The organism is Bacillus sp. FSL R7-0646 (assembly GCF_037969865.1).
Taxonomy (GTDB): domain Bacteria; phylum Bacillota; class Bacilli; order Bacillales; family Bacillaceae; genus Bacillus; species Bacillus licheniformis.
The window spans coordinates 1098209-1121868 of the sequence record NZ_CP150217.1 but is presented as its reverse complement, the minus strand read 5'-3'; the positions used below and the strand labels follow the sequence as shown (position 1 = coordinate 1121868).

Here is a 23660-nt window from a genome sequence, read left to right as displayed (position 1 = left end):
CCTTGTAACATCTGACATATTTCATTTTTATTTTATCTTTTTCTAACAAAGATAAGGAGGCAGCCTTTATGACAACATTAAAAGAAATATTATCTGTACTGCAATTTTCAGATTTAACATTGCTGAATGAGCAGGGCGATTTGGAACGAGTGGTAGAAATGGTTGATATTACAGAAACGCCTGATATTAAAAATTTTACAACGCCGCACTCACTTATCGTCACAACAGGAATGAGCTATCAGGATGATCAATCCGGACTAATCAATCTTATTAGAGAGTTAAATGATATACAAGTTGCTGGTCTAGGTATCAAGCTATCCCGATTTTTAAAAAAATTAGATGATGAGGTTATTGCATTTGCAAATAAATTAAAATTCCCAATTATTGAAATTCCGGAAAGTTGGAATTTGGGATCCATTACTCATCATATATCTTCATTTATCTTGGATGAAGAAACAGAAAAATTACACTTCGCATTAGATATCCAACAAGAGTTAAATGCTATGCTAATGCAAGGGTTTAGCCTGAACATGATGATTGAACGTTTAAGTAGACTTATAAAGGTTCCTGTCATGCTGCTAAATTCTTTTCATCAAGTTGAATCATCGAGTCATCACTTTCATCAAAACTCAGAACATGTTCAAAAAAACCTTAATTATTTCAGAAGATATTTAAATTCAGAGCAAACCGAACCAAATCATAATGGTGTTTTCCAGGAAGAATATGCTGTATTTAAGGTTCCTGCATTTAAATATTTTCCGTATTATCTTATGATTTCAAATGTTAATTTGCTCAACTATCCGATTAGTTTATTAACAATAGAACAGGCAGTGAACACACTTAGTCTCGCTATTTATAAAAATAGTAAAATCAAGGAAGCAGAGCAGCAGGACGTGAACCATTTTTTCACAACACTTATGTCCGAACATCCTGACAACCTTGTTTCACTAGCACAACACACTGATCTTTTAAAAAAATATCACATTCAACCTTCTACATTCTATCAAGTGATTATTTGCGGGATTGACAAAGAAAAGAATGTAGAAAATAGCGCCTACTTAAATGAGCGATATCAGATGACTTTTGAGTGGCTGACGCATAAGTTTACTGGAATTGACCCTTCCATTAGCATATATATGTCTCAGGGAGAACGCAGATTTACGATACTTCTGCAAAGAAGACATCATTATTATTTGGAATACTGCAGATATATCCAAAAAGAGTATCAGCTATTTTTTAATAGCTCCCTTTCATTTGGCATTGGTAATGAGGTTTCCGAGCTTTCACAATTGCCACTGTCTTTTTTCGAAGCGAATGAGGCTTATGATAATAAATATGAACAAGGCGAAATGGAATTTATAGAGCCCTACAAATCCAAAAGCGTAGAAGAATTATTACAACTCATTCCAACGAATAAATTAAAGCCATTTATCATTTATACACTCGGTCCTTTAGCCTATCCTCAGACAACGAAGGAAAAAGAACTAAGATTCACATTAAGTGTCTATATGGCAAACCAATGTGATCTTACAAAAACCTCAGAAGATATTTTTATTCACCGTAATACTGTGAAATATCGTATTAAAAAATGCGAAGAAATATTAGGTCAATCTGTAGAGTCTCCTGATACATCACTGAGCATTCGTTTGGCGTTATTTGCTTCAGAGAAAATATCGTTGTGAATACAAAGGAGCACCACTGGAAGTTCTCTTAGTTAGCTGCTGTTTTATTCTGTCTTAACATAACCACAAGGAAAAATAGCAACGCTGCTGCTGCAAGAAGAATGGTTGCAATATAGAATGCTAATACTCGCGAGCCGGTTACATCACCAATATAACCAGTAAGTGTTGGTGCAATAACAGATGAACTCATTCCAAAGAAGTTAAAGAGAGTTAATGCTCTGGCAACTCTGTCTCCTGATACGGAATCAGATACATAGGTTATTAAAACTGGATCAATCGCAAGTTTACCTAATAAGCCATATAAAATTAACGCAATATACAGTACTGCAGGATTTGGTGCAAACACTGTCAAACTAATTGTTACTGCTGCTGCAATTAATAAAAATAAAATTAAACGCAGACGCAAATGTGCATTTTTGTCTATATATTTAGTAAATATCAAAGCACCAGGCACTGCAGTGACCGCAACTAGTGCAGCTACATATCCTACTGAACCTTGAGCAAATCCTTTTTCTGCTACAAGAAAGGACGGCAACCAAGTTACAATCATATAATAGCCATAGCATGTTGCAAAATATACAAAATATACAACTAATTGTCTTGGAGAAAATAAGCTTTCATTTTGAATATCTGTGCTTTGTACAGTGTCTTTCTTCTCTTCAGCCACTTCCTTATCTGATGTTTTATCTTGTTTAATAAACAGCACAAACACAAATGTTACAGCTACGATAACGATAGCTGTTATAAAAAGCATATAATTCCATTGAATTTCAAAACCGCCTACTAAAACCGATGATCCGATTAGTCCAATTACCATCCCTAATGCTGAACCGCTATTTATAATCGCATTGGAAAAGCTTTTTTTATCTTTTGGCGTATGTTTAGCTGATAAGGAAAAGGCTGCACCGTAATATGAACCAGTCGAAATACCAGCCAATAACGAACCAATGTATACTTGCATGATAGTTGAACTTGTGCCAATCACAAATGTAGCCAGCGCAAAAACGATAAATGCAGGAATTAACACCTTTTTTTGTCCAAATTTATCGACAAGTGCTCCTGATGGAATTTGCATACCCGTATATGCAAAGAAATAAATAGAAGCAACCAACCCTATTTGCGTGTCACTAATATTCCCTAATGATTCTTGAATCTGCGGATATATTGGCGTAAGTATTGTACGATAAATCCAAATAGCGACCCACCCTAAACACAATGCAATAATTATCTTTTTGTAATAATTGGGGTCATGTTTAATTGTTTTTTCCACGGTATGAGAACGCTCCCTTCTTTTAATCTATTTTTTATTTAATTAAATTGTAGGTTGTAAGCCAGTCAATAACATTGTTCACTTTCAACAAAAACAAAAGTAACATTATACATTTTAGACAAAAGGCGTCGCTTAAAAATGATTCATCGATAGAAGCTGGCCTTATGACTCTTTTTTAAAACTAACTTGGAGTACTCAATTTAACTTCCCGAATAAACAGGAAGCTTCACAAATGTTGATATAACAGTGTTTTTAACGTTTTAAAAACTAAAGGTGCATGACAAGCGACCTTAAGATAAGCTTTCTTTCTCTTTGAAAATTCAAAAATCCTCCGATATATATAGCGAACGCCGCTAAAAAAGGAGGAGAGCCGGATGAAAAAGTTATGGAAAATCGCGGTTTCGGCTGCAATGTTCGTCGGTTTTTTCGCAAATTCACCCCGCATTCAAGCGGAAAGCAATAAGCAGGAAAACGAGGTCATTGTTGTATATAAAAATACCAGCGGAAAAGAAACCGTCATCGAACAGGCAGACACGGTAGAACACGTTTACCGGCACATTCCCGCAGCCGCTGTCACTGCGGACGACAAAACAGTGCGCGAACTTGAACACGATCCCGACGTCCTGTATGTCGAAGACAACCTCCCGGTAGCTGCTGCCGACAGCACCGCTCTAAAAGCTTTCTCCAGCAGCACAGCGCAAAACGCCTCCGCGTTTTCACAGTGGAACATCAAGCTGATTCAAGCCGCACTGGCTTGGAATAAAGGTTTGACCGGAAAACAGGTGAAGATCGCGGTTATTGACAGCGGGATTTCCCCCCATGAGGAGCTGTCGATCGCCGGCGGTGCATCGATGGTCGGCTATACCGCTTCATACCGTGACGATAATGGCCACGGAACCCATGTTGCCGGAATCATCGGAGCGAAGCATAACGGACGGGGGATCGACGGCATCGCGCCCGGCGCGCAGCTGTATGCCGTAAAAGCGCTGGACCGGAATGGTGCGGGGGATCTGAAAGGTATCTTACAAGGCATCGATTGGTCGATCCAGCACGGAATCGATATCATCAATATGAGCCTCGTCGTTTCAGGCGACAGTCAAGTTCTCCACGATGCAGTAGATAAAGCATACAAACGGGGAATCATTTTAGTCGGAGCGAGCGGAAATGCCGGAAACGGAAAATCCGTTTATTACCCGGCCGCCTACAGCAGCGTCATTGCCGTCTCGGCAACCAATGAAAAAAATCAGATCGCCTCATTTTCCAACACCGGCAGCGCCGTCGAGTTTTCCGCTCCCGGCACATCGATTATCAGTACATCTTCCGATCGCGGCTATGCAATCGGAAGCGGCACTTCACAGGCAACGCCGCACGTCACCGGCATGTTTGCACTTTTGAAACAGCTGTACCCAACCGCTTCAAATGCTGAGCTGCGCAAGAAAATGCAGTTTTATACAAGCGATTTGGGCGCTCCCGGCCGTGATCATTTGTTCGGCTACGGATTAATCCGCTTCAAAGAGGTCACACAGCCATTGGAAAAAGCGCAAAAAGCCGTCGGACAAGCGGAAAAGACAAAGAAAAAAGCGGACATTCAAACCGCACAAAAAGCGATCGAACCGCTCCCTGCAGACGCAGATAAAACCGCTTTGAAAAAGAGACTCAATACTGTTAAAGAGCAGCTTAAAAAAACAGCCGAAAGCAAAGTGAAACTCGCTGAGAAGCAAAAAAAGAAAACCAATGCCGACTCCGCCCAAAAAGCGGTCAACGAACTCGACAGCGGCACTTTCAAAACGAATTTGCAAAAACGGATCAACGCGGTCCGTTCAAGCCTCTTGAAGACCGCAAAGCAGGCCGTTGCCAAAGCTGAAAAAGCGGCAACAGACTCAAACCTCGGCAAAGCGCAAAAAGCGATCAATGAGCTTCCCGCCGGAAAAGACAAATCAAATCTGCAAAAAAGGCTGAACACCGCGAAAAAGCAAGCAGCTGCAGCCTATAATAAAAAAGTTTCTGCAGCAAAGGCCAAAGTCAAAACGGCCGAACAAAAGAGAACGAAAAAAACAAAATCAGCAGCGCAATCAGCAGTAGGCAAGCTGAAAGCATCCGCCGAAAAAACGAAGCTGCAAAAACGGATCAATGCCATTAAGCTGAAGTAGTACGGAAAAAAGCCCGGAATCATCCGGGCCTTTTAATTTTCATATTTAGCAAATGCGTCATTATTGATGCTGTTGTACTAATTGACATTTCGGGCTCGTCATTTGCGTAATCGTATTCCTTGGTCGGCCGCTTACTCTCCCCCGTACTCTCCAATCACTTCTTATCAATTCTTTCCGTCACAATCCCGACGATGTCCCGTTCTGAAACAAAGCCGAAATGGCGGCTGTCAAAGCTGTGGATCCGGTTGTCCCCGAGGACGAAGTACTCGTTTTCAGGCACCTTCTCCTCTCCGGTCACTTCCTGCAGTGTAAAATCCCCTGTCAAGTCCCCTCCGGCGGTGACGGCCTTTAAGTCGTCCAGATAAGGCTCTTTGATCTTTTCTTCGTTGATATACAGCTGATCATCTTCATACCTGAGGGTTTCGCCCGGAAGCCCGATCACCCTTTTAATGAATATATCTTTGTCAGGTCCTTTAAACAGCACGATGTCAAATCGGCTGATCGTTTTAAAGCGGTGGGCGAACCTGTTGATCAAAAGCTCGTTGCCCTCCTGAAAGGTCGGATTCATGCTGACGCCTTCTACTTTATATTCAATGAAAACGGCATTTTTGACCTGAATCCCGACGACGATGACAAGCAGTACCCCGGCTATGACCAAAAAACGCTTTTTCAATTCTGTGTCCCCCTAGTCTTTCTCTCTCTGGCTGAATCTCACGTTCAGACGATGTTCAACCCGTTTTCCGGCGTACCATAAGATCAGCATGACGATGATCACGGCGGCTGTCCGCAAAGGCTGGGTAAAAAGCGCCTTCAGATCATGGCCGACAAAGCTCACCATAAAAATCATCACGAACTTGCCGCAAAGCACCGCCAATGAAAAAGGCAGCAGGCTGACTCGCGAAAGTCCTGCCACAACATTTACCGCCGCCGAAGGCGTGAATGGAAAGCAAAGCAGGAGAAACAGCGGACCGAAGCCCCGTTTTTCCACCCAGATCATCAGTTTTTTTACGGATGGATGCCTGCGGATAAAACCGAGTGCTTTTTGCTGGCCGAAATGGCGGATAAAAAGAAAAACCGCTATAGAACCTAAAGATGCCCCGACCCACGTCAACAAAAACCCCTGCCATAAACCGAACGAATTTACATTGGCAACAACAAACACGAGCAGGGGCAAAAACGGGAGCAGCGCTTCAATAAACGGCAGCAGTACGGCTACAAAAGGACCAAAAGCCCTGTAGCTCTGAAAAAACTCTGTTAAATTCTCTTCTGTAAAATAGCTGAATAATTGCTCCAACATTGATTCTCCTCAGGGCGGTTGTCTACTTCTATTCTACACTTTAAATCAAAAACTTTAAATCATCCGTCTCGGTTGTTTTCTGTATTAGTCTGAAACAACCTGATCATTTTAGTCATTTTTTCCCGTTCTTGATTAAAAGGCCGTATTTCGTGTAAAATAAAAACAGAACAAATGTTCCTGAACAAAAAAAGAAATGAGGAGAAAAGCCATGACAAGAATTCCCGCCGAAGCCAGGGATATGATTGAAAAGGCGATTTACCTCCCGATGACCGTCAGCATATTAAACCGGGACATGAAAATCATCCAGCAGGGGCCGTTTAAGCTGAAAGACCCCTATCTGCATCTGATCGAACAGGCGTTAAAGCTTGCCCAGCGCGACCTGTACGACGTAAAAAATGAACTGCGCCGCCGGAAAATCAAGGTGCATGAAGTGTCGCGGGACGAAGCCTTTACGATGTATTCCTTTATATATGAGGGTTACGAAGAAGAGCATAACTACTTTAATCCCCGCATCCGCAACCAGGTATCCGCGCTTCTTGAGCACTATTTATTCAAAGCCGCTCCAGATCAATAGCGCTTTTTCAGCTCCCTGAGGATGAATTCGTATATCAGCTGATTCCGGTCTTCTTTCGGATAGAGCATAAATTCCTGTTTCTTCTGCATGGGGTTTCCTTCAATCCTGTCGATAAATTTTGTTCTCAGCCATGCCGTTCGGTAAACCTGGTTTTCGAAAGATGAGATGGATACGGGCAGCTCCAGCGTTTCCCCGTTGACAAACGTGACAAACGTGTTGTCATACTTTGCCGCGCAAAACTCGTGAACATGCGCATGGGAAAGCCACCCGCACTGAGGACGAGTTGAGGAAAATGTGGGGAAAAGAAAAATGTTGTTTGAGTGATCCACCATGATCGGCGGTTTATGGGAAACTTTAATGACTTCATATGTGCCCGCTTTTCTTCCCGCATAGCTCGATCCGAAATAGCGGCAGCTTCTTTCGATAATTTGAAACGGCTTCATATTGACGCGGAAAGTCCTGTCGGTCTCAAGTATTTTTGAGGCGGGTTTCTCCCCCTCTCCCAGAGGCAGGACAGCCATTGTCGAACTGTTTACTTCATACGTATCCTTTGTCATATCCTCTGTGCTCATTTTGATCCTCCTAATCGTTAGTAAATTTATACTATTAATCTAACATTATCCTTTACAAAACGACAGGATTTTTTCCAATTAATTTGAAAATATGTTTTTAAAATGCCATTTTTATGTTTTGTTCGATTAAATCCGTGTTTCTTTGTCCAAATATACAAACTTTTATTCTCATAAACACGCATCTCCGAATAATTTTCTAAAAATTATAAATACTTATTGATTTTTTATTGTGTAATCCATATACTATAAAAAAGGCATCAGGGGGAATCTTTATGAAAGAGAAAAAGTCGTACGCTGAGCTCATGAAGTCCCGCAATACCCAAAAGGTGAAAGAACTTGATGTAACCATCACGGATATCTACATTCAAATGGTCCTTGATGAATCGCTTTTTAAACGGCGTTTGCACACGCTGAGCAAGAAGATTAATGAAGCATTAGACAAAGGAGATAAGCAATCTTTCCTTGAGCTTTCAAGAGAATATACAGCGCTGAAAAAGCACGCATAACGGCCAATCCCAAGGGATTGGCTTTCTTATGCGAAAAAAGCCGGCTTTTTAAATAGTCCGGCCTTTTATCCGTTAATAATCGTTCCGCCGTTGACATGGAGCACCTGGCCCGTCATGTAGGAAGAATCGTCGCTGGCTAGAAACAGATAGCTCGGCGCCACTTCAGCAGGCTGTCCCGGCCGTTCCATCGGCGTTGTTGAACCGAATATTTCGACCTCTCTCTCAGTAAACGTCGACGGTATAAGCGGCGTCCAAATCGGCCCCGGTGCCACACCGTTCACACGAATGCCCTGATCGACAAGCGACAAAGCGAGCGAACGCGTAAATGATGTAATCGCTCCTTTCGTCGAAGAATAATCGATCAGCCTTTCATTGCCGGCATAAGCCGTAATCGAGGTCGTATTGATGATTGAGCTGCCTTTTTTCAAATGCGGCAGCACAGCTTTTGTCAAATAAAACATGGAAAAAATATTCGTCTGAAACGTTCGGATCAGCTGATGGCTCGTGATTTTTTCGATTCCCTTTTGCGGATGCTGTTCAGCCGCATTATTGACGAGAATATCGATCGTTGGGAATGCTTCCTTTGCCCGGCGCACCACATCGTTGCAAAAAGCCTCGTCCCCGATGTCCCCTGCAATCAGCTTGCATCCGACGCCTTCTTTTTCCACATACCCCTTTGTTTCTTCTGCATCGCGGTGTTCATTTAAGTAAACGATGACAACGTTCGCGCCTTCCTTCGCAAACAAAACGGACACGGCACGGCCGATTCCGCTGTCTCCTCCCGTAATAATCGCGGTTTTCCCAGCCAGTTTTCGCTCTCGTTTCGGCCGGTCGAAAACGGGCCGGGGATCCATCAAATACTCCAATCCGGGACGCTGTGTTTGGTGCTGGGGAGGCAGTACTTTCTTCGGCTGCTTGCTCAAAACCATTCCTCCTTCACATCGATTCAACCTTACTATTTTATGAAAACGCCCCTTTTTTATGACAAGCCGATTCAGATGCATGAATATTTCTCAATTGGGAAAATTTAAGAACAAAACGGATGCATGATGGAGGGAACTTTGTGAGCAATCAAGAACAAAAACTGCCGGACTCGCCTGAATCGTATTGGAGAAACAGTACAGACCTTCCTTCGTTCGAGGAACTGTCTGAAGATGTCAAAACAGATGTCGCCATCATCGGCGGCGGCATGACCGGACTGACGACGGCTTATTTGCTGACGAAAAAAGGCTACAGCGTCGTCTTGATCGAATCCGGACGGATACTCGACGGAACAACCGGCTATACGACAGCCAAAATCACCGCGCAGCACGATCTGATCTATGACGAACTGATCGGGCATATCGGAATGCCGAATGCGAGGCTGTATTATGAAGCAAATCTCAAGGCGCTGTCCTTTATCAAAAACCTCGTGCTTGAGCAAAAGATACCGTGCGATTTTGAAGAACAGGACGCGTGCATTTACACAACTGAAGAACAATCGGTCCAAAAACTCAGAAAGGAATATGAAGCATACCAAAAGCTCGGGATTGACAGGGAATTCATCAAAGATCTCCCCGTCCCAATTGATGTAAAAGCAGGACTCGTCATGAAAAACCAGGCCCAGTTTCATCCGCTGCACTATTTGAAATACCTTGCAGAGGCCGTCCGGGAAGCCGGCGGAAAAATATACGAAAACACGGCGTCTAAGGAAATCAAAGAAGGCGACCGGCCAAAAGTGCTGACAAGAAGCGGACATCAAATCTTCAGCGATTATGTCACGTGCTGCACGCACTTTCCATTTCATGATAAAAAAGGATTCTATTTTGCAAGGCTTGAGCCGAGCCGGTCATACGTGCTCGCCGTCAAGCCGAAAACGCCGTATCCAGGCGGCATGTACTTAAGTATAGACCAGCCTTCACGCTCGCTTCGCTCGGTGACGATCGACGGAGAAAAAATGGTTCTTGTCGGCGGTGAAAGCCACAAAACCGGCCAGGGAGAAGATACAATCAAGCATTATCAGGCGCTTGAATCATTTGCGGAAGGCGTGCTCGGCATCGAATCGATCCCTTACCGCTGGTCAGCGCAAGATTTAATCACGCTTGACAAAATTCCGTATATCGGGCCGATCTATCCGAAAGAAAAGCGCATTCTCGTCGCCACCGGATATCGGAAATGGGGCATGACAACGAGCACCCTCGCCGCGCAGCTGATGACAGATCATATCGCGGGTGAAGACAATCCTTATCAAGCCGTCTTTCAGCCGGCCCGTTTCCACCCGGATCCAAGCATCAAAAAAGCGATTTCCTACAACGCGGATGTTGCAAAACACTTTGCCGAAGGAAAACTCGAGCAGCCGATCAGGAAGCCGGAAGACCTTGTCAACGGAGAAGGCGCGGTCGTGTCGCATGCCGGGAAACGGGCGGGCGCTTATCGCGATGAAAAAGGCGAGCTTCATCTGGTTGACACAACATGCACCCATATGGGCTGTGAAGTCGAGTGGAATGATGGAGAAAAGACATGGGACTGTCCGTGCCACGGCTCAAGGTTTTCGATCGACGGCGATGTCATTGAGGGCCCTGCCGTAGAACCTCTTAAAGATCCAGAAAGCTAAGATGTACAAGTTAAAAAGTAATGAAAAATTGCCGATAAAAAGATAAATGCTGGAAATTTCAAAAAAACGGCAGTTTTATCATTAATGATTACAGGGGGATACGATCGTGTTATTCAAAAAGGATAGAAAGACAGAACGATCATTTTTTGCTGGGGAAAGCCCTGACCAAACAAAAAGAATCAGGCTCAATCAGCACGCAGAATTTAAAAAACAGCTGGCAATGGTCGATTTGACGGATGAGGATCTTTGGGTGCTGAGCAGGCTGAAGCCCTTAGTCACTGAACATATTGAAACCATCGTCACCCGATTTTATCAAAATCTTGAGCATGAAAGCTCTCTCATGGAGATCATCCATGACAACAGCTCGGTCGACCGTCTCAAAAAGACATTGACGATCCACATCCAGGAAATGTTTTCAGGCGTCATCGACGAAGCCTTTTTAGAAAAAAGAATCCGGATCGCCCACGTTCATCTTCGCATCGGACTGTTGCCAAAGTGGTATCTGGGGGCATTTCAAGATCTCCTTCTTTCAATGCTGAAGATCTTTGAAAACGCCTTATCCGATGAGGAATACAGGCGGTCTGTCAAAGCCGTCACCAAAATTCTCAACATCGAACAGCAGATCGTCCTGGAGGCCTTTGAAGACGAACACGCGAGGCTCCGCAGACTTGATGAAGAAAGCAAAAATGAACTTCACAGGCAAATTAAAGATACTTCCGGTTCTTTGGCCGCTATATTTGCCGAAACGACGGGCGCCGTACAGGAATTGGTCGACAAATCTTCCGAGATCGCCGAAACGTCAAGAGCCGGAACGAAGACAGCCGTTTCTGTCGAACAAAAATCGATCGGCGGAAAAAAGGAGCTTGAGGAACAGGAACAGCAGCTGAATCAAATGGGAAGCAGCATGACGCAAATCGAGCAGGAAATTAAAAAGCTGGAAGAAATCGCGCTGCAGATCGAAAAGATATTCGGCATCGTAACAGGCATTGCCGAACAGACGAATTTGCTTTCGCTCAACGCCTCGATCGAATCGGCAAGGGCAGGAGAGCACGGCAAAGGTTTCGCAGTTGTCGCAAACGAAGTCAGAAAGCTGTCCGATGATACGAAAAAAACCGTCTCCACCGTATCAGAGCTCGTCAATAACACAAACGCTCAAATCTCGATCGTCACGAAGCATATTACAGATGTAAATCAGCTTGTGAACGAAAGCAAAGACAAGATGTCGGAGATCAATCGCCTATTCGATGATATCGTCTCCAATATGAAAACGAGCAAAGAGCAAAGCGGCCGAATCGAAGGCGACCTGCAGTCGTTTTTAAGCGGCCTTCAAGATGTCAATGCCGCCGTATCACAAGTCGCAGTTTCAGTCGATTCTCTCGTAGAGCTGACAAAAAAATGAGGCGTTACCGTACACAGGTCAATCATGACCTGTGTATTTTTTCACATCCATACTTTGAGAAGTCTGCCGTGCAAGCAAAGATATATATTCACAGCCATCACGGCAACGCTCGACAACGATTGCAGACGTGATCGAAAAAACAGCAGAATCGGCACAGCCTGTTTGAAAAAATCATGTAAATGTTGTTCGGTGCCAGTCATATTTCGTGGTTCCGTTTTTTAAATTTAGTATAATGGCCATATCACCGAAAATGCGCACCCCAAGTTCGAAAGGAGACTTTTAGCATGACTGCGATTTGTTTGATCCGGCACGGCGAGACGGACTGGAATGCTTTAGGAAAACTGCAGGGAAGAACAGATATCCCTTTAAATGAAACCGGTAAAAAACAAGCAAAAGAAACCGGGGCGTTTTTGAAAGGGTCCGACTGGGACGTCATCATTACAAGCCCTTTAAGAAGAGCGAAAGAAACCGCTGAAATCATCAATCAATACCTCGGACTTGAAATCATCGAAATGGAGGATTTCATCGAGAGGAATTACGGAGATGCAGAAGGAATGCCATTCGAAGAAAGAATGAGGCTCTATCCTGATAAAGAATATCCGAATCAGGAATCAAAAGAAGCGCTTGCCGAACGGCTGATGGCCGGCGTTCAAAAGGTCAGTGAGCGGTATCCGGACAAAAAAGTGCTGATCGTCGCACACGGAGCCGCGATACACGCGCTTCTGTCAAAAATCTCAAACGGCGACATCAACCTGGAAAACACGAAGCTCGTCAATGCCTGCCTAAGCAACATCAAATTTCATGAAAATAAATGGCATGTGAAGGATTACAACCTTTCACACCATTTGTCAGATTAAAAAAAGACGGCATCAAGCATGCCGTCTTTTTTTATGTTCTTCGCGGCGCAGCAAATAGATAAAATACGGCCCGCCGATAACGGCTGCGATCAATCCGGCCGGTATTTCAAGCGGCGGAACAAGACCTCTTCCGGCGGCATCGGCTATCAAAAGGACGATGCCGCCGACGAGAGCTGCAACGGGAATCAAGATCTTCGTTTCAGCCCCTGCGAGCTTTCTTGCGATATGAGGCGCCATCAGCCCGATAAAACCGATCGTTCCCACAGCGGTCACAGCAGCAGCTGTCAGCAAAACCGCACCGGCAAGCAGCAGAAACCTTGTTCTTTCAAGCCGGATGCCGAGGCCGACGGCAATCCCGTCCCCTGATTTGATGATATCGAGCGGTTTTGCCGCAAGCCATATCGGAGGAATCACCAGACAGCACCATATGAAAAGAGGCAATACATCCTGCCAGCCTCTTCCCCACAGACTTCCGTTCAGCCAAATTAATGCGCTGTTGACATTCGGGCTCCCCCTTGAGATTAACAGCTGAATGCCCGAATGGCAGAAAGCATTGACCGCTATCCCGACAAGAGCCAGCCGCACAGGAGAGATCCCATTTCGATAAGCCAATAAATAGACGAGGATCGCAGCTAAAACGCTTCCTGAAAAGGCGGCGCCTGTCAGCAGAAGCGGACTTTGCTGTGAAAACAAGACCGTAACGATCACAGCGCCCAATCCCGCTCCTCCTGTAATCCCAAGCGTGTCAGGGGCGGCCAGCGGATTTTTCATCAGAAATTGAGCGACTACACCCGCGATCGAAAGCGCCCCTCCGGCAAGCACAGCGAGGAGGATTCGCGGCATTCGAAATTCCATCACCAAAAAGCGGACTCCCGCATCGCCTTGTCCTGCCAGCGATTTCAATACGTCCCACAGTCCGATGTTTTCATCGCCGATCGCCAAATTGAGTACAATGAGCACAAACAAACAGGCGAATAGCGCACAGAGAACAACCGCCGATTGTCCGCGCCGCCTTTTCGTCTTTCTTGCCGGATTGTTCATTATGCCGCCCCCTTTTTCCGTCTTCTCGCCAAATAGATAAAAAACGGCGTCCCAATCATTGCCGTGACAACTCCGACAGGCGTTTGGTACGGAAAATAGACAAAGCGGGACAAAATATCGGCAAACAGCAAAAGAACGGCTCCAAGCAATGCCGAATACGGAATCACCGCCCGGTAGTCAGCACCGATGAGATACCGGATCATATGAGGAACCATCAAACCGATGAAACCAATCGGACCGGCGGCGGAAACGGACACTCCCGCCAATGCGACAACAGTGAAGGCGATTAGCAATCTGCTGAGCCATACTTTTTGTCCCAGCCCATGAGAAACTTCATCTCCGAGACTCATGACGGAAGCCGCCCTCCCTAAGGCCAAAGCCGTCAACAAACCCGCAATGCTCACCGGAACCAATAAATGAAGCTTATCCCATGAGCTCCCCGCTAAAGAACCGGAAAGCCAAAACAATAGCGTTTCCGTCGACTCTTCATGAAAGATAAGCAGCATTTGCGTCATCGAAGCAAGAATCGCCTGAATGACAACGCCAATCAAGGCAAAGCTGATATCCCTGTCATGTTCGCTGAATACTGAGGCAACCGCGTACACGATCAGCGCGGCCGCTGCACCGCCGGCAAATGCGGCTCCCATCGCTGTCTGGGGAGCTGCAAGCGCAGGAAACATCACCGTCAAACATACGACAGCAAGCGAGGCCCCTGCATTGATTCCGAAGATGCTCGGAGATGCGAGCGCATTTCTTGTCACCGCCTGCATCAGCGCGCCCGCAGCCCCTAGATTCGCGCCGATTAATGCGGCGGTCAATGCGCGCGGAATTCGGATGGACTGAATAATCGCGTGCAATTTTGAACCGTCGTACGCAAAAACAGCCGCCCAAATATCGGACAGTGCAATCATTGACGAACCGATTGAAACAGAAAGCGCAAAACTCGCAAGCAAAAGAAAAACAAAAATGAGCGGTGCAAAACGTTTCATATATATCAAAACAGGTCACTCCTTTAGAAAAAACAAGCGCATGCTTTTTTACAAAAGCATGCGTCATCCCGTCCAACAAGCCGGCAGGCTCCTAAGATTTCTTTTGATCCTCAGACAGAAGATGCTGATCGATTTCATCCATCAGCTCATCTGCTCCGTCAATGCTGCGTCGGAGCGACCAGGCGAATCTGTCGGCTTCATAAACCTTGCCGTTTTTGACTGCGCTGAGCTTTTTCCAAAGAGGATCTTTTTCGATCGGTCTTTTCCCGTCTTCATCGACTTTATCTTTTTCTCCCGTCATCAGGACAATAACGTCGGGATCTTTCTCAAGCAGCTGTTCGAGCGTCATTTTAATATTGACGGATTCACCGTTTTCGGCATCGCCTTTGCCGCTGTCTCCGACACCGTATGTATAGCCGATTTTCGTCAGAAGCTGAGACGTGAAAAAGTTTTCATCGCGCACGGTGATTTCTTCATTTGTGTTCCCGAGCAGAAGAATGCTCTGTTTCCGGCTGCCGAATTTCTGTTTCAATTCATCCAGCTTTTGTTTATGTTCAGCCAATTTTTTCTCCATTGCGCTTTCTTTGCCGACGGCTTTCGCAATCGTAAGAGATGCATCAAGCGTGTCCTGATAATCGGCATTCAAGTTTTTGAGCGCGATTGTCGGCGCAATTTTCGACAGCTTATCATAGACGCCGCTGTGCCTGCTCGAATCGGCAATAATTAAATCGGGCTTTAAAGAAGCAATTTTTTCAAAGCTTGGCTGGGCGCGCGAACCGACTGAAGTATACCCTTTGATTTTTCCCCTGACCTTCTCGTTAATAAACTTAGGTTTGCCGTCGTCCGCAATTCCGACAGGCTTAATACCCGCATCAAGGAGCGCATCAATAAATCCCAATTCAAGAACCACAACTTTTTTCGGTTTATTCCGCACTTTCGTTTCTCCAAGATCATGCTTAACTGTCACGGAATCCTGACCGGAAGTTTTCGTGCTCTCGCTTCCTCCAGAGCAGGCCGTCATCACTGATATCATCAATAAAAATAAAATAGCAAAATATTTGTGCTTCATATATATCTCCTTTTTTGTAGTAGACGAGCTTATTATAGCAACTCCCTCCATCAATGACAATGATAATCATTATCATTTTAAAAAAGAAAGGAGCCTCCCTCTCCTTTCTACACCCTTTCATTGACAGAATCTGCTGCTTTTCTTTCTCTGCTGAGGGAAAGGATGATGACCGTAATGATCACCATCACCGTACCGGCTCCTTGAAAGGCATTGAAGGGCACACCCAGCCAGAGCGCTGACGACAGAACGGCCGCAAGCGGTTCGGCGCAGCTCAGGCAGCTCGTTTCTTTTGCGGAAAGATAAGAAAGGCTGCCGATGTATAGGGCAAACGCCAAAGCTGTGCCGCACAATACAACAAACAGAATGGCTGCCGCCTCCCCTGCCCCAATGTGCGAAAGGTCAAACCGAAACGGCGGAAACAAAAAAGAAATTCCGGCCCCTCCGACGAGCATACCCCATCCCGTAACCGTCAAAGCACCGAACGATTGAATTAATCCTCCTGCAAAAACCGTATAGAAAGCAAGCGCTCCACCGGACAAAATGCCCCAAACGGCGGCCTCGGCCGGAATATACAAACTGTCCGGCCTTCCGCCTGTCAAAAGAAGAAACACGCCGAAAAGCGCCAATAAAGTAAGTACGGCATCTTTCCACTTAGGCGGAAGTTCTTTTTTAACATATAGGTAAAACAATACGAAAAAAGGCGCCAAGTATTGAAGAATTGCAGCAGCCGCGGCATTTCCCTTTTCGATTGAAGCAAAAAACGTATATTGAACAGCAAGCATTCCAAAAATGGAAAATACTAAAATCGAACAAATATCTGTTTTTTTCTTCCATATCTGACACACATGTTGAAAACCGTTTTTCATTGAAACATATAACAAGAGAATGACTCCCGATGCCAGAAGCCTGACAGAGACAAGCGAGCCGGCTTCAACCGCTCCCCTTTCAAATATGTACTGTGCAGCGCTTCCCGATAATCCCCACAATGAAGCCCCTGCAAGCACCATCAATACGCCTTTCACATGAGCTGATTTCATATCTTTCACCCGTTTCTGTATGCGATATATTGCATATTTTAATAGATGATCGACAAGGCCGCAACCTCCTTCGGCAAAAAATGATCTCATAAAATAAATGAATAGTATTTTCATAAAATGAATCAGATGGAGCAATCTCCTGTCATTCGCGGCCCTCGGGACCTCTTTCCCTGCCAGGCTGAAGCGGTCTATTCATACTTTCGAACTGAACATTTTTCTAAAACAGTTATTAATAACCAAAAAATTTTAAATTGGTCCTCCAAAAAAATAGGCCTACCATATAATTCATTTTTTTTCTATAATAAATTAACAGAATAATTGGAATAGATTATATTATCCTTCTATTTAAATTATTCTGAATAAAGAGGAGGAGAGTGAGTAATGATGAGGAAAAAGAGTTTTTGGCTTGGGATGCTGACGGCCTTCATGCTCGTGTTCACGATGGCATTCAGCGATTCCGCTTCTGCTGCTCAACCGGCGAAAAATGTTGAAAAGGATTATATTGTCGGATTTAAGTCAGGAGTGAAAACCGCATCTGTCAAAAAGGACATCATCAAAGAGAGCGGCGGAAAAGTGGACAAGCAGTTTAGAATCATCAACGCGGCAAAAGCGAAGCTAGACAAAGAAGCGCTTAAGGAAGTCAAAAATGATCCGGATGTCGCTTATGTGGAAGAGGATCATGTGGCCCATGCCTTGGCGCAAACCGTTCCTTACGGCATTCCTCTCATTAAAGCGGACAAAGTGCAGGCTCAAGGCTTTAAGGGAGCGAATGTAAAAGTAGCCGTCCTGGATACAGGAATCCAAGCTTCTCATCCGGACTTGAACGTAGTCGGCGGAGCAAGCTTTGTGGCTGGCGAAGCTTATAACACCGACGGCAACGGACACGGCACACATGTTGCCGGTACAGTAGCTGCGCTTGACAATACAACGGGTGTATTAGGCGTTGCGCCAAGCGTATCCTTGTACGCGGTTAAAGTACTGAATTCAAGCGGAAGCGGATCATACAGCGGCATTGTAAGCGGAATCGAGTGGGCGACAACAAACGGCATGGATGTTATCAATATGAGCCTTGGGGGAGCATCAGGCTCGACAGCGATGAAACAGGCAGTCGACAATGCATATGCAAGAGGGGTTGTCGTTGTAGCTGCAGCAGGGAACAGCGGATCTTCAGGAAACACGAATACAATTGGCTATCCTGCGAAATACGATTCTGTCATCGCTGTTGGCGCGGTAGACTCTAACAGCAACAGAGCTTCATTTTCCAGTGTGGGAGCAGAGCTTGAAGTCATGGCTCCTGGCGCAGGCGTATACAGCACTTACCCAACGAACACTTATGCAACATTGAACGGAACGTCAATGGCTTCTCCTCATGTAGCGGGAGCAGCAGCTTTGATCTTGTCAAAACATCCGAACCTTTCAGCTTCACAAGTCCGCAACCGTCTCTCCAGCACGGCGACTTATTTGGGAAGCTCCTTCTACTATGGGAAAGGTCTGATCAATGTCGAAGCTGCCGCTCAATAACATATTCTAACAAATAGCATATAGAAAAAGCTAGTGTTTTTAGCACTAGCTTTTTCTTCATTCTGATGAAGACTGTTCAATATTTTGAATCCGTTCCATGATCGTCGGATGGCCGTATTTAAAAATCTTGACGAGAAACGGCGGGTTTGCCTCGCTCAGCCCGGCTTTTGAGAGCTCTTGAAACGTCGAAACCGCTGCATCGCTGTTTTGCGTCAGTTCAATCGCATACTGGTCAGCGGCTTTTTCCTGATGCCTCGAAACTGCGTTTGTAAATGGAGAAGACGCGAAAGAGATGACCCCCATCAGCATCAGGAGAAGCGGGAGTGCGGCAAGATCGGATTTTCCCGCAATGCGGAGGCTTTTTCCATAGCGGCCGATGATCCGCTTGTACAGCTTGTCGATCACATAAAAGACGGCAAGGGATAAAAGCAGGTACCCGCCGAGTCCTATGTAAACATGCTTCATCACATAGTGCCCCATTTCGTGCGCCATAATGAATAAAATTTCCGGCTCATCCAGCTTGTTCAGCGTGGTATCCCAGAGCACAATCCTTTTATTGGCGCCGATCCCTGTCACATAAGCATTTAACGCATTCGTTTTTTCAGACATGTTCACTTCATAGACGTGATTCGCAGGAATATCTGCCTGATCGGCCAGCTTCAGAATGCTTTGTTCGAGATCTTTATTTTTCAGCGGATAAAAGTCATTGTATAAAGGATCGATGACAACCGGCTGAAGGAAAAATAAAAACAGCGTAACCGGAACCGTCAGGCACCAGGCATAAAACCACCAGCGTTTTTCATGCTTTTTGATCAAAAAGTAAAAGACGATCACCGCCGCAGCCGTTATCGGAAAGCTGATCCAGAAGTCGATCACCTGGTCTTTGATCCAGCTCGCGGTTGTCTGTGTTGATATGCCGTAGTCAAGCGAATATTGATAGCTGATCCAGTCAAGCGGCAAAGAAACGATCGTGACGATCAGAAACAAAGCAAAAACATATGCCGTTATTTGAATCGTTCTCCGCTTTGACGTCTGCTCCGCCCAATTCTTCATTTTCTTCGATAAACCGGCAATCAACAATATTAAAAATAAGAACCACTCAAACGGAATCCGGATAAAAAACAGAAAGTCCTTTATTTTCGAGTACTCTTCCGTCAGCATGAGTTCCCTTTCGTTCATAAATGTCGCCGGGTCTGCGCTTGTCCCTTTCAGCGCCTCGGGAACGGAGGGTTCACCGGCCATAAAGAGATACCAATAGAAAAAAAGGCCGTACAGCACATACAGGAGAACGGCTCCCGCGATCCATTTCCGCATGGCGAATCACTTCCTCTCACATAGCAGTTACTTCTATTGTAAGCTTTTCCTGTGAAAGTTAGAACCAAGCCTTACAATGAGAGCAAGAGGCCGGCCCCTGCGAGCGTCAAAATCGTCCCCATCACGACGACTATGACGCTTGCTCCAAAATAGGAAAATAAAAATGCGATAAGAGCGCCGGCAAGTCCATAGAGCATACCGCTTTGCACCGAAAAAATTCCAGGAAAAATGAGAGCTCCTAAAACGGCGTACGGCACATTTTTCAGCACGCGCTCCAAAAATCCGGGAAGCTTCAGGCTTTCAAAAGCAATGAGGGGCAACATCCGCGGCACATATGTAACGGCAGCCATGCCGATAATCATCCAGATGATCGGGCTAAACATAGTTTCTCTTCCCCTCTGTTCTAAATTGGTACAGCCATTCAATCAGGACGGCGGATAAAAGCGTAGCGCAGACGATCGACCATCCTGCCGACAATATTCCGTTCATTTGGAAAACGGTATTGAATAGCGCAGCCGCCCCCGCCAGCAGCAGGACTTTTCGCTGTTTTTTCAAAGGCGGCACCAACAATCCGATAAACATGGCATAAAGGGCGATGCTCATGCTTTCCTGGAGAACGGCCGGCATGGCGGCCCCTGCAAAATGCCCGGCCGCACTCCAAAAAACCCAGCTTACATATCCGATCGAACCGAGGCCGATCATATACCCGGTCGTTAGCTTTTCCTTTCTTAGAGCAGCGACGGCAAACGATTCATCTGTCACCGCGAAAAATGAGTAAAACGCTTTTTTCCAAGGCGAATCTTTTTCTACCAATTGATTCAAAGTCGCCGAAAATAAAAAATGTCTGATATTCACAATGAACGTCGTCATAACGATTTCGATGATTCCCGTCTGAACGGCGAGCATGCTTAAAGACATATACTGGGACGCTCCTCCGAAAACAAGGGCGCTCATCAAAAACGTTTCAAAAAGCGACAGCCCCGTTGTTTTCGCCAAAAGCCCGAATGTCAAAGCGACCGGAATGTAGCCGACGGCAAGGGAAACCCCTGAACGAAGCCCGTCTAGAAAGTTGAGTGAATCGTGCTTTTCCATCTTGACACCTCTTTACGGATAATAAATGAGTGTATAACATGATGCCGTTTGTTCCGTGTTGTTTTCGTACGTATGCACGGTGTTTGCGGTGAAATGCATCGCATCGCCTTCGTTCAGGCTGCAGGTGTAATCACACGCCGTCACCGCGATCGCTCCTCTAGAGACGAGCACATACTCTTCAATCCCTCCGTGGTGAGGCTCTGATTCGTGTACACAGCCGGGCGCAAGTTCAATATAAAAGATTTCAAACTTCTTTTTCTGGTCGAAGGGAAAATGCGGAAATGCCGCGTATTTTTCTTCTCCGGCCAAAACGGGCGTTTTCTCATGCTTTCTGACGACCGTCGGCTCCCCCGCGGGCTTTTCTGCCAAGGAAGTAAATGATACTTGCAGCCCGTTTGCGATCTTCCACAAAGTTGTGATCGTCGGACTTGAAGAGCCTTTTTCAATTTGCGCGAGCATGCCTTTGCTGACGCCAGTCATCGATGACAATTGATCAAGACTGTAATTGCGGACTTTTCGCAGCCTCTTTATGTTTTCTGCGACTTGTTTTTCAATCGAATTCATCTTCTGCCTCCTCTCAATAAATTGAACATTTGTATAATTTATTGAACATTATAGCATAATTTTTTAGGATGAAAAGCCATTAAACGGAGAAAATAAATAGCCTGAGGTGATCATTCTGAAAAAAATAATGGGGCTCATACTTTTTTTCGGTATTTTATCTATCACTGTCTTTTATGTATTCCACTTGATGGCGGAGCCTTTCGACTCAAGAAATGCCGAAGAAATCATCTTGAAGCAGGCGGGAGACAGTGAAAAAACGGTCAGCATCAAAGACAGGCACAACATAGCCGTCCTGCTTGATACATTTAATAAAGGGAAAAGAATGAAGAAAAAGACAGCGCATCACCTGCCTTCTCCGGCGTATCACGGATACATCAGCATGACCGACACACATCGCGTTCACTTCACCGTCTGGCTGAAGAAAGATGAAGCCGTCATCCTGAAAGAAGAGGAGGGCACATATTTTGTTCTCCGACAAAAGGAAAAAGACGCTCTTCTCAGAGAACTGCAGAAAAGGGACGCGGCAGGCGTCCCTTTTAACGTGTCAAGATTGATTTGTCAAAATGTCTTTTAAAGCGCGCCTTAAAATTTTGCCGGTCGAATTTTTCGGTATTTCATCCATGAAGACGATCGCCGCCGGGCGCTTGTATTTGGCAAGATGCTTTTTGCAATGCGACAAGACATCATCCTCTGTCAGCGTTTTATTCTTCGGAACGACATAGCACTGGACGGCTTCTCCCGTATTCGGGTCGGGCACTCCGATCACCACCGCTTCTGCGATTTCCGGATGAAGGTAGAGCACTTCTTCGATCTCCCTCGGATAGACATTATAGCCGCCGACGATAATCATGTCTTTTTTTCTGTCGACGATATAAAAATAACCGTCTTCATCCCGTTTTGCCAAATCACCTGTATACAGCCATCCGTCTTTTATCGTATGGGCCGTCTCATCCGGCATTTTGTAGTACCCTTTCATGACATTAGGCCCTTTAACGATCAGCTCGCCGACTTGGCCGGCAGGCAGCTCTTCCCCGAGTTCATTGACGACTTTGTTTTTCACATTGAGAATGTTCGTGCCGATCGATCCTGGCTTGCGGCCGGTGCTGAACGGGTTAAAGCATGTAACAGGAGAAGCCTCCGACAAGCCGTAGCCTTCTAAAACGAGGACGCCGAACCTTTCTTCAAAGCTTTTCAGGAGAGCGACAGGCATGGCCGCTCCGCCTGAGATGCAAAGCCTGATGGACCGAAAGCCTGTTTCATCCGCTCCTTCATACTGGTACAGGTAATTGTACATTGTCGGAACGCCTGAGAAGATCGTCGCCTGATGCTTTTTAATCAGCTTGAAAACCTCGGCGGGACTGAATTTCGGCACGATCAAAATCGCTGCGCCGTTCATGAGCGGTGCATTCATGCAGACCGTTAAACAAAAAACGTGGAACATCGGCAGGGCGGCGACGACAAGGTCAGATTCATTCATTGTCAGATAGCGGGCTGTATCATTTGCATTCGAAAATAGATTTTGATGTGTGAGCATCGCCCCTTTTGGTCTTCCCGTGGTGCCTGACGTATAGAGGATGGCGGCCGTATCTTCGTCATCGATTTCAGGAAACGGCCGGACAGGAGGTTTCATAATGCTTGTAAACGATTTCAATTTCATCTTAACCTCTGTGTTTTCCGGTTCCTGAAGCGGCTCTCCAGTTTCGCAAAGCACGACGCAGCCGACTTTCGGAAGGGATTCATGCACCTTTTCGTAAAGCGGAAGCAGCTGTCCCAGAGCCACGATCACTTTTGCATCGCCATTTGTCAGCATATAGCCGATCTCAGTCGGCGTATAGGCCGGATTGATCGGTATGACGACAGCCCCGGCCTTCAGCGCGCCGTAAAACGCAATCACAAAATGCGGTGTATTGCCGAGTAGCAAAGCGACATGATCTCCCTTTTCCACCCCGATTTCGCGCAGCCCTTCGGCAAAGCAATCAATTTTCTGCTGCAATCCCCCGTATGTTTCCGTTTGCTCTCCAAAAATATAAGCGGTTCTGTCAGGCTTTGATTGAGCTGTTTCCCCTAATTTTGAAACTAAATTCATTCTCCCACCCCTTTAAAAAATGAATGAATGACCATTCATTTTGTGAT

23 protein-coding genes are annotated in these 23660 nt (G+C 45.5%); 9 read left to right on the top strand and 14 right to left on the bottom strand.

The window, feature by feature from the left end; translation table 11 throughout:
- Positions 1 to 68 precede the first annotated feature (68 nt).
- Positions 69 to 1682: a PucR family transcriptional regulator gene (locus MKY62_RS05615; protein ID WP_003180365.1), complete on the top strand. Its 1614-nt coding sequence runs from the start codon at positions 69 to 71 to the stop codon at positions 1680 to 1682.
- A 28-nt stretch (positions 1683 to 1710) separates the two neighbouring features.
- Here the strand turns inward: MKY62_RS05615 and MKY62_RS05610 are convergent, their stop codons facing one another.
- Entirely contained in the window at positions 1711 to 2952 is a 1242-nt protein-coding gene (locus MKY62_RS05610) for an MFS transporter (protein ID WP_003180363.1), read from the bottom strand.
- Between the two features lie 374 nt (positions 2953 to 3326).
- Here MKY62_RS05610 and MKY62_RS05605 point away from each other — a divergent pair, with 374 nt between their 5' ends.
- Positions 3327 to 5102, top strand: coding sequence for a S8 family peptidase (locus MKY62_RS05605; protein ID WP_003180361.1), 1776 nt, complete (start codon positions 3327 to 3329; stop codon positions 5100 to 5102).
- 154 nt (positions 5103 to 5256) lie between these two features.
- Here MKY62_RS05605 and lepB read toward each other — a convergent pair whose 3' ends face one another.
- Both lepB and MKY62_RS05595 read right to left on the bottom strand, forming a co-directional pair.
- Positions 5257 to 5775: a signal peptidase I gene (gene lepB, locus MKY62_RS05600; RefSeq protein WP_003180360.1), complete on the bottom strand. Its 519-nt coding sequence runs from the start codon at positions 5773 to 5775 to the stop codon at positions 5257 to 5259.
- Positions 5776 to 5787: 12 nt separating this feature from the next.
- Positions 5788 to 6399, bottom strand: a complete 612-nt coding sequence (locus MKY62_RS05595; protein WP_003180359.1) for a TVP38/TMEM64 family protein — start codon at positions 6397 to 6399, stop codon at positions 5788 to 5790.
- A gap of 208 nt (positions 6400 to 6607) precedes the next feature.
- Between MKY62_RS05595 and MKY62_RS05590 the strand changes: the two genes are divergently transcribed.
- Positions 6608 to 6973, top strand: a complete 366-nt coding sequence (locus MKY62_RS05590; RefSeq protein WP_003180357.1) for a hypothetical protein — start codon at positions 6608 to 6610, stop codon at positions 6971 to 6973.
- On the opposite strand, the gene MKY62_RS05585 is transcribed toward MKY62_RS05590, so the two are convergent.
- A complete protein-coding gene (locus MKY62_RS05585; protein ID WP_003180354.1) occupies positions 6967 to 7545 on the bottom strand; it encodes a competence protein ComK in 579 nt (192 codons plus the stop codon). The two genes, MKY62_RS05590 and MKY62_RS05585, sit on opposite strands and share 7 nt — an antisense overlap.
- 272 nt (positions 7546 to 7817) lie before the next feature.
- Between MKY62_RS05585 and MKY62_RS05580 the strand changes: the two genes are divergently transcribed.
- Positions 7818 to 8051: an IDEAL domain-containing protein gene (locus MKY62_RS05580; RefSeq protein WP_003180353.1), complete on the top strand. Its 234-nt coding sequence runs from the start codon at positions 7818 to 7820 to the stop codon at positions 8049 to 8051.
- 65 nt (positions 8052 to 8116) lie between these two features.
- Here MKY62_RS05580 and MKY62_RS05575 read toward each other — a convergent pair whose 3' ends face one another.
- Positions 8117 to 8974, bottom strand: a complete 858-nt coding sequence (locus tag MKY62_RS05575; protein WP_003180352.1) for an SDR family oxidoreductase — start codon at positions 8972 to 8974, stop codon at positions 8117 to 8119.
- Positions 8975 to 9114: 140 nt separating this feature from the next.
- On the opposite strand from MKY62_RS05575, the gene MKY62_RS05570 reads away from it, so the two are divergent.
- From MKY62_RS05570 to MKY62_RS05560, 3 genes are all read left to right on the top strand, one after another.
- The gene (locus MKY62_RS05570; protein ID WP_003180351.1) at positions 9115 to 10644 is read left to right on the top strand and encodes an FAD-dependent oxidoreductase; all 1530 of its coding nucleotides are present in this window, start codon (positions 9115 to 9117) and stop codon (positions 10642 to 10644) included.
- A gap of 106 nt (positions 10645 to 10750) precedes the next feature.
- Positions 10751 to 12043 (top strand): globin-coupled sensor protein, encoded by a 1293-nt coding sequence (locus MKY62_RS05565; RefSeq protein WP_003180349.1) that lies wholly within the window; start codon positions 10751 to 10753, stop codon positions 12041 to 12043.
- 284 nt (positions 12044 to 12327) lie between these two features.
- The gene (locus MKY62_RS05560) at positions 12328 to 12900 is read left to right on the top strand and encodes a histidine phosphatase family protein (protein WP_003180347.1); all 573 of its coding nucleotides are present in this window, start codon (positions 12328 to 12330) and stop codon (positions 12898 to 12900) included.
- Positions 12901 to 12912: 12 nt separating this feature from the next.
- Here the strand turns inward: MKY62_RS05560 and MKY62_RS05555 are convergent, their stop codons facing one another.
- The 4 genes from MKY62_RS05555 to MKY62_RS05540 form a co-directional block, all read right to left on the bottom strand.
- A complete protein-coding gene (locus tag MKY62_RS05555; RefSeq protein WP_003180345.1) occupies positions 12913 to 13941 on the bottom strand; it encodes an iron ABC transporter permease in 1029 nt (342 codons plus the stop codon).
- Entirely contained in the window at positions 13941 to 14939 is a 999-nt protein-coding gene (locus MKY62_RS05550) for an iron ABC transporter permease (RefSeq protein ID WP_003180342.1), read from the bottom strand. The genes MKY62_RS05555 and MKY62_RS05550 overlap by 1 nt, the downstream gene beginning before the upstream one ends.
- A gap of 82 nt (positions 14940 to 15021) precedes the next feature.
- A complete protein-coding gene (locus MKY62_RS05545; RefSeq protein ID WP_003180341.1) occupies positions 15022 to 15999 on the bottom strand; it encodes an ABC transporter substrate-binding protein in 978 nt (325 codons plus the stop codon).
- 107 nt (positions 16000 to 16106) lie between these two features.
- Entirely contained in the window at positions 16107 to 17036 is a 930-nt protein-coding gene (locus MKY62_RS05540; protein ID WP_003180338.1) for a DMT family transporter, read from the bottom strand.
- Positions 17037 to 17420: 384 nt separating this feature from the next.
- Here MKY62_RS05540 and MKY62_RS05535 point away from each other — a divergent pair, with 384 nt between their 5' ends.
- Entirely contained in the window at positions 17421 to 18557 is a 1137-nt protein-coding gene (locus MKY62_RS05535) for a S8 family peptidase (RefSeq protein WP_023856571.1), read from the top strand.
- Positions 18558 to 18614: 57 nt separating this feature from the next.
- Here the strand turns inward: MKY62_RS05535 and MKY62_RS05530 are convergent, their stop codons facing one another.
- From MKY62_RS05530 to MKY62_RS05515, 4 genes are all read right to left on the bottom strand, one after another.
- Positions 18615 to 19871: a M48 family metallopeptidase gene (locus tag MKY62_RS05530; protein ID WP_003180317.1), complete on the bottom strand. Its 1257-nt coding sequence runs from the start codon at positions 19869 to 19871 to the stop codon at positions 18615 to 18617.
- Between the two features lie 71 nt (positions 19872 to 19942).
- Positions 19943 to 20254 carry an AzlD domain-containing protein gene (locus MKY62_RS05525; protein ID WP_003180315.1) on the bottom strand — a complete coding sequence of 104 codons (312 nt, stop codon included), beginning with the start codon at positions 20252 to 20254 and terminating at the stop codon, positions 19943 to 19945.
- Positions 20247 to 20963 (bottom strand): AzlC family ABC transporter permease, encoded by a 717-nt coding sequence (locus tag MKY62_RS05520; protein ID WP_003180314.1) that lies wholly within the window; start codon positions 20961 to 20963, stop codon positions 20247 to 20249. The genes MKY62_RS05525 and MKY62_RS05520 overlap by 8 nt, the downstream gene beginning before the upstream one ends.
- A 12-nt stretch (positions 20964 to 20975) precedes the next feature.
- Entirely contained in the window at positions 20976 to 21527 is a 552-nt protein-coding gene (locus MKY62_RS05515; RefSeq protein WP_003180313.1) for an XRE family transcriptional regulator, read from the bottom strand.
- A gap of 187 nt (positions 21528 to 21714) precedes the next feature.
- On the opposite strand from MKY62_RS05515, the gene MKY62_RS05510 reads away from it, so the two are divergent.
- Positions 21715 to 22101 carry a hypothetical protein gene (locus tag MKY62_RS05510; RefSeq protein ID WP_231082876.1) on the top strand — a complete coding sequence of 129 codons (387 nt, stop codon included), beginning with the start codon at positions 21715 to 21717 and terminating at the stop codon, positions 22099 to 22101.
- Here MKY62_RS05510 and MKY62_RS05505 read toward each other — a convergent pair.
- Positions 22072 to 23613, bottom strand: coding sequence for a fatty acid--CoA ligase family protein (locus MKY62_RS05505; RefSeq protein WP_003180309.1), 1542 nt, complete (start codon positions 23611 to 23613; stop codon positions 22072 to 22074). The two genes, MKY62_RS05510 and MKY62_RS05505, sit on opposite strands and share 30 nt — an antisense overlap.
- Positions 23614 to 23660 lie beyond the last annotated feature (47 nt).

Coding starts and splice junctions, on each gene's coding strand:
- MKY62_RS05615 (WP_003180365.1), top strand. CDS start 69: ATGACAACATTAAAAGAAATATTATCTGTACTGCAATTTTCAGATTTA.
- MKY62_RS05605 (WP_003180361.1), top strand. CDS start 3,327: ATGAAAAAGTTATGGAAAATCGCGGTTTCGGCTGCAATGTTCGTCGGT.
- MKY62_RS05595 (WP_003180359.1), bottom strand. CDS start 6,399: ATGTTGGAGCAATTATTCAGCTATTTTACAGAAGAGAATTTAACAGAG.
- MKY62_RS05590 (WP_003180357.1), top strand. CDS start 6,608: ATGACAAGAATTCCCGCCGAAGCCAGGGATATGATTGAAAAGGCGATT.
- MKY62_RS05585 (WP_003180354.1), bottom strand. CDS start 7,545: ATGAGCACAGAGGATATGACAAAGGATACGTATGAAGTAAACAGTTCG.
- MKY62_RS05580 (WP_003180353.1), top strand. CDS start 7,818: ATGAAAGAGAAAAAGTCGTACGCTGAGCTCATGAAGTCCCGCAATACC.
- MKY62_RS05560 (WP_003180347.1), top strand. CDS start 12,328: ATGACTGCGATTTGTTTGATCCGGCACGGCGAGACGGACTGGAATGCT.
- MKY62_RS05555 (WP_003180345.1), bottom strand. CDS start 13,941: ATGAACAATCCGGCAAGAAAGACGAAAAGGCGGCGCGGACAATCGGCG.
- MKY62_RS05545 (WP_003180341.1), bottom strand. CDS start 15,999: ATGAAGCACAAATATTTTGCTATTTTATTTTTATTGATGATATCAGTG.
- MKY62_RS05540 (WP_003180338.1), bottom strand. CDS start 17,036: ATGAAATCAGCTCATGTGAAAGGCGTATTGATGGTGCTTGCAGGGGCT.
- MKY62_RS05535 (WP_023856571.1), top strand. CDS start 17,421: ATGAGGAAAAAGAGTTTTTGGCTTGGGATGCTGACGGCCTTCATGCTC.
- MKY62_RS05530 (WP_003180317.1), bottom strand. CDS start 19,871: ATGCGGAAATGGATCGCGGGAGCCGTTCTCCTGTATGTGCTGTACGGC.
- MKY62_RS05525 (WP_003180315.1), bottom strand. CDS start 20,254: ATGTTTAGCCCGATCATCTGGATGATTATCGGCATGGCTGCCGTTACA.
- MKY62_RS05520 (WP_003180314.1), bottom strand. CDS start 20,963: ATGGAAAAGCACGATTCACTCAACTTTCTAGACGGGCTTCGTTCAGGG.
- MKY62_RS05515 (WP_003180313.1), bottom strand. CDS start 21,527: ATGAATTCGATTGAAAAACAAGTCGCAGAAAACATAAAGAGGCTGCGA.
- MKY62_RS05510 (WP_231082876.1), top strand. CDS start 21,715: ATGGCGGAGCCTTTCGACTCAAGAAATGCCGAAGAAATCATCTTGAAG.
- MKY62_RS05505 (WP_003180309.1), bottom strand. CDS start 23,613: ATGAATTTAGTTTCAAAATTAGGGGAAACAGCTCAATCAAAGCCTGAC.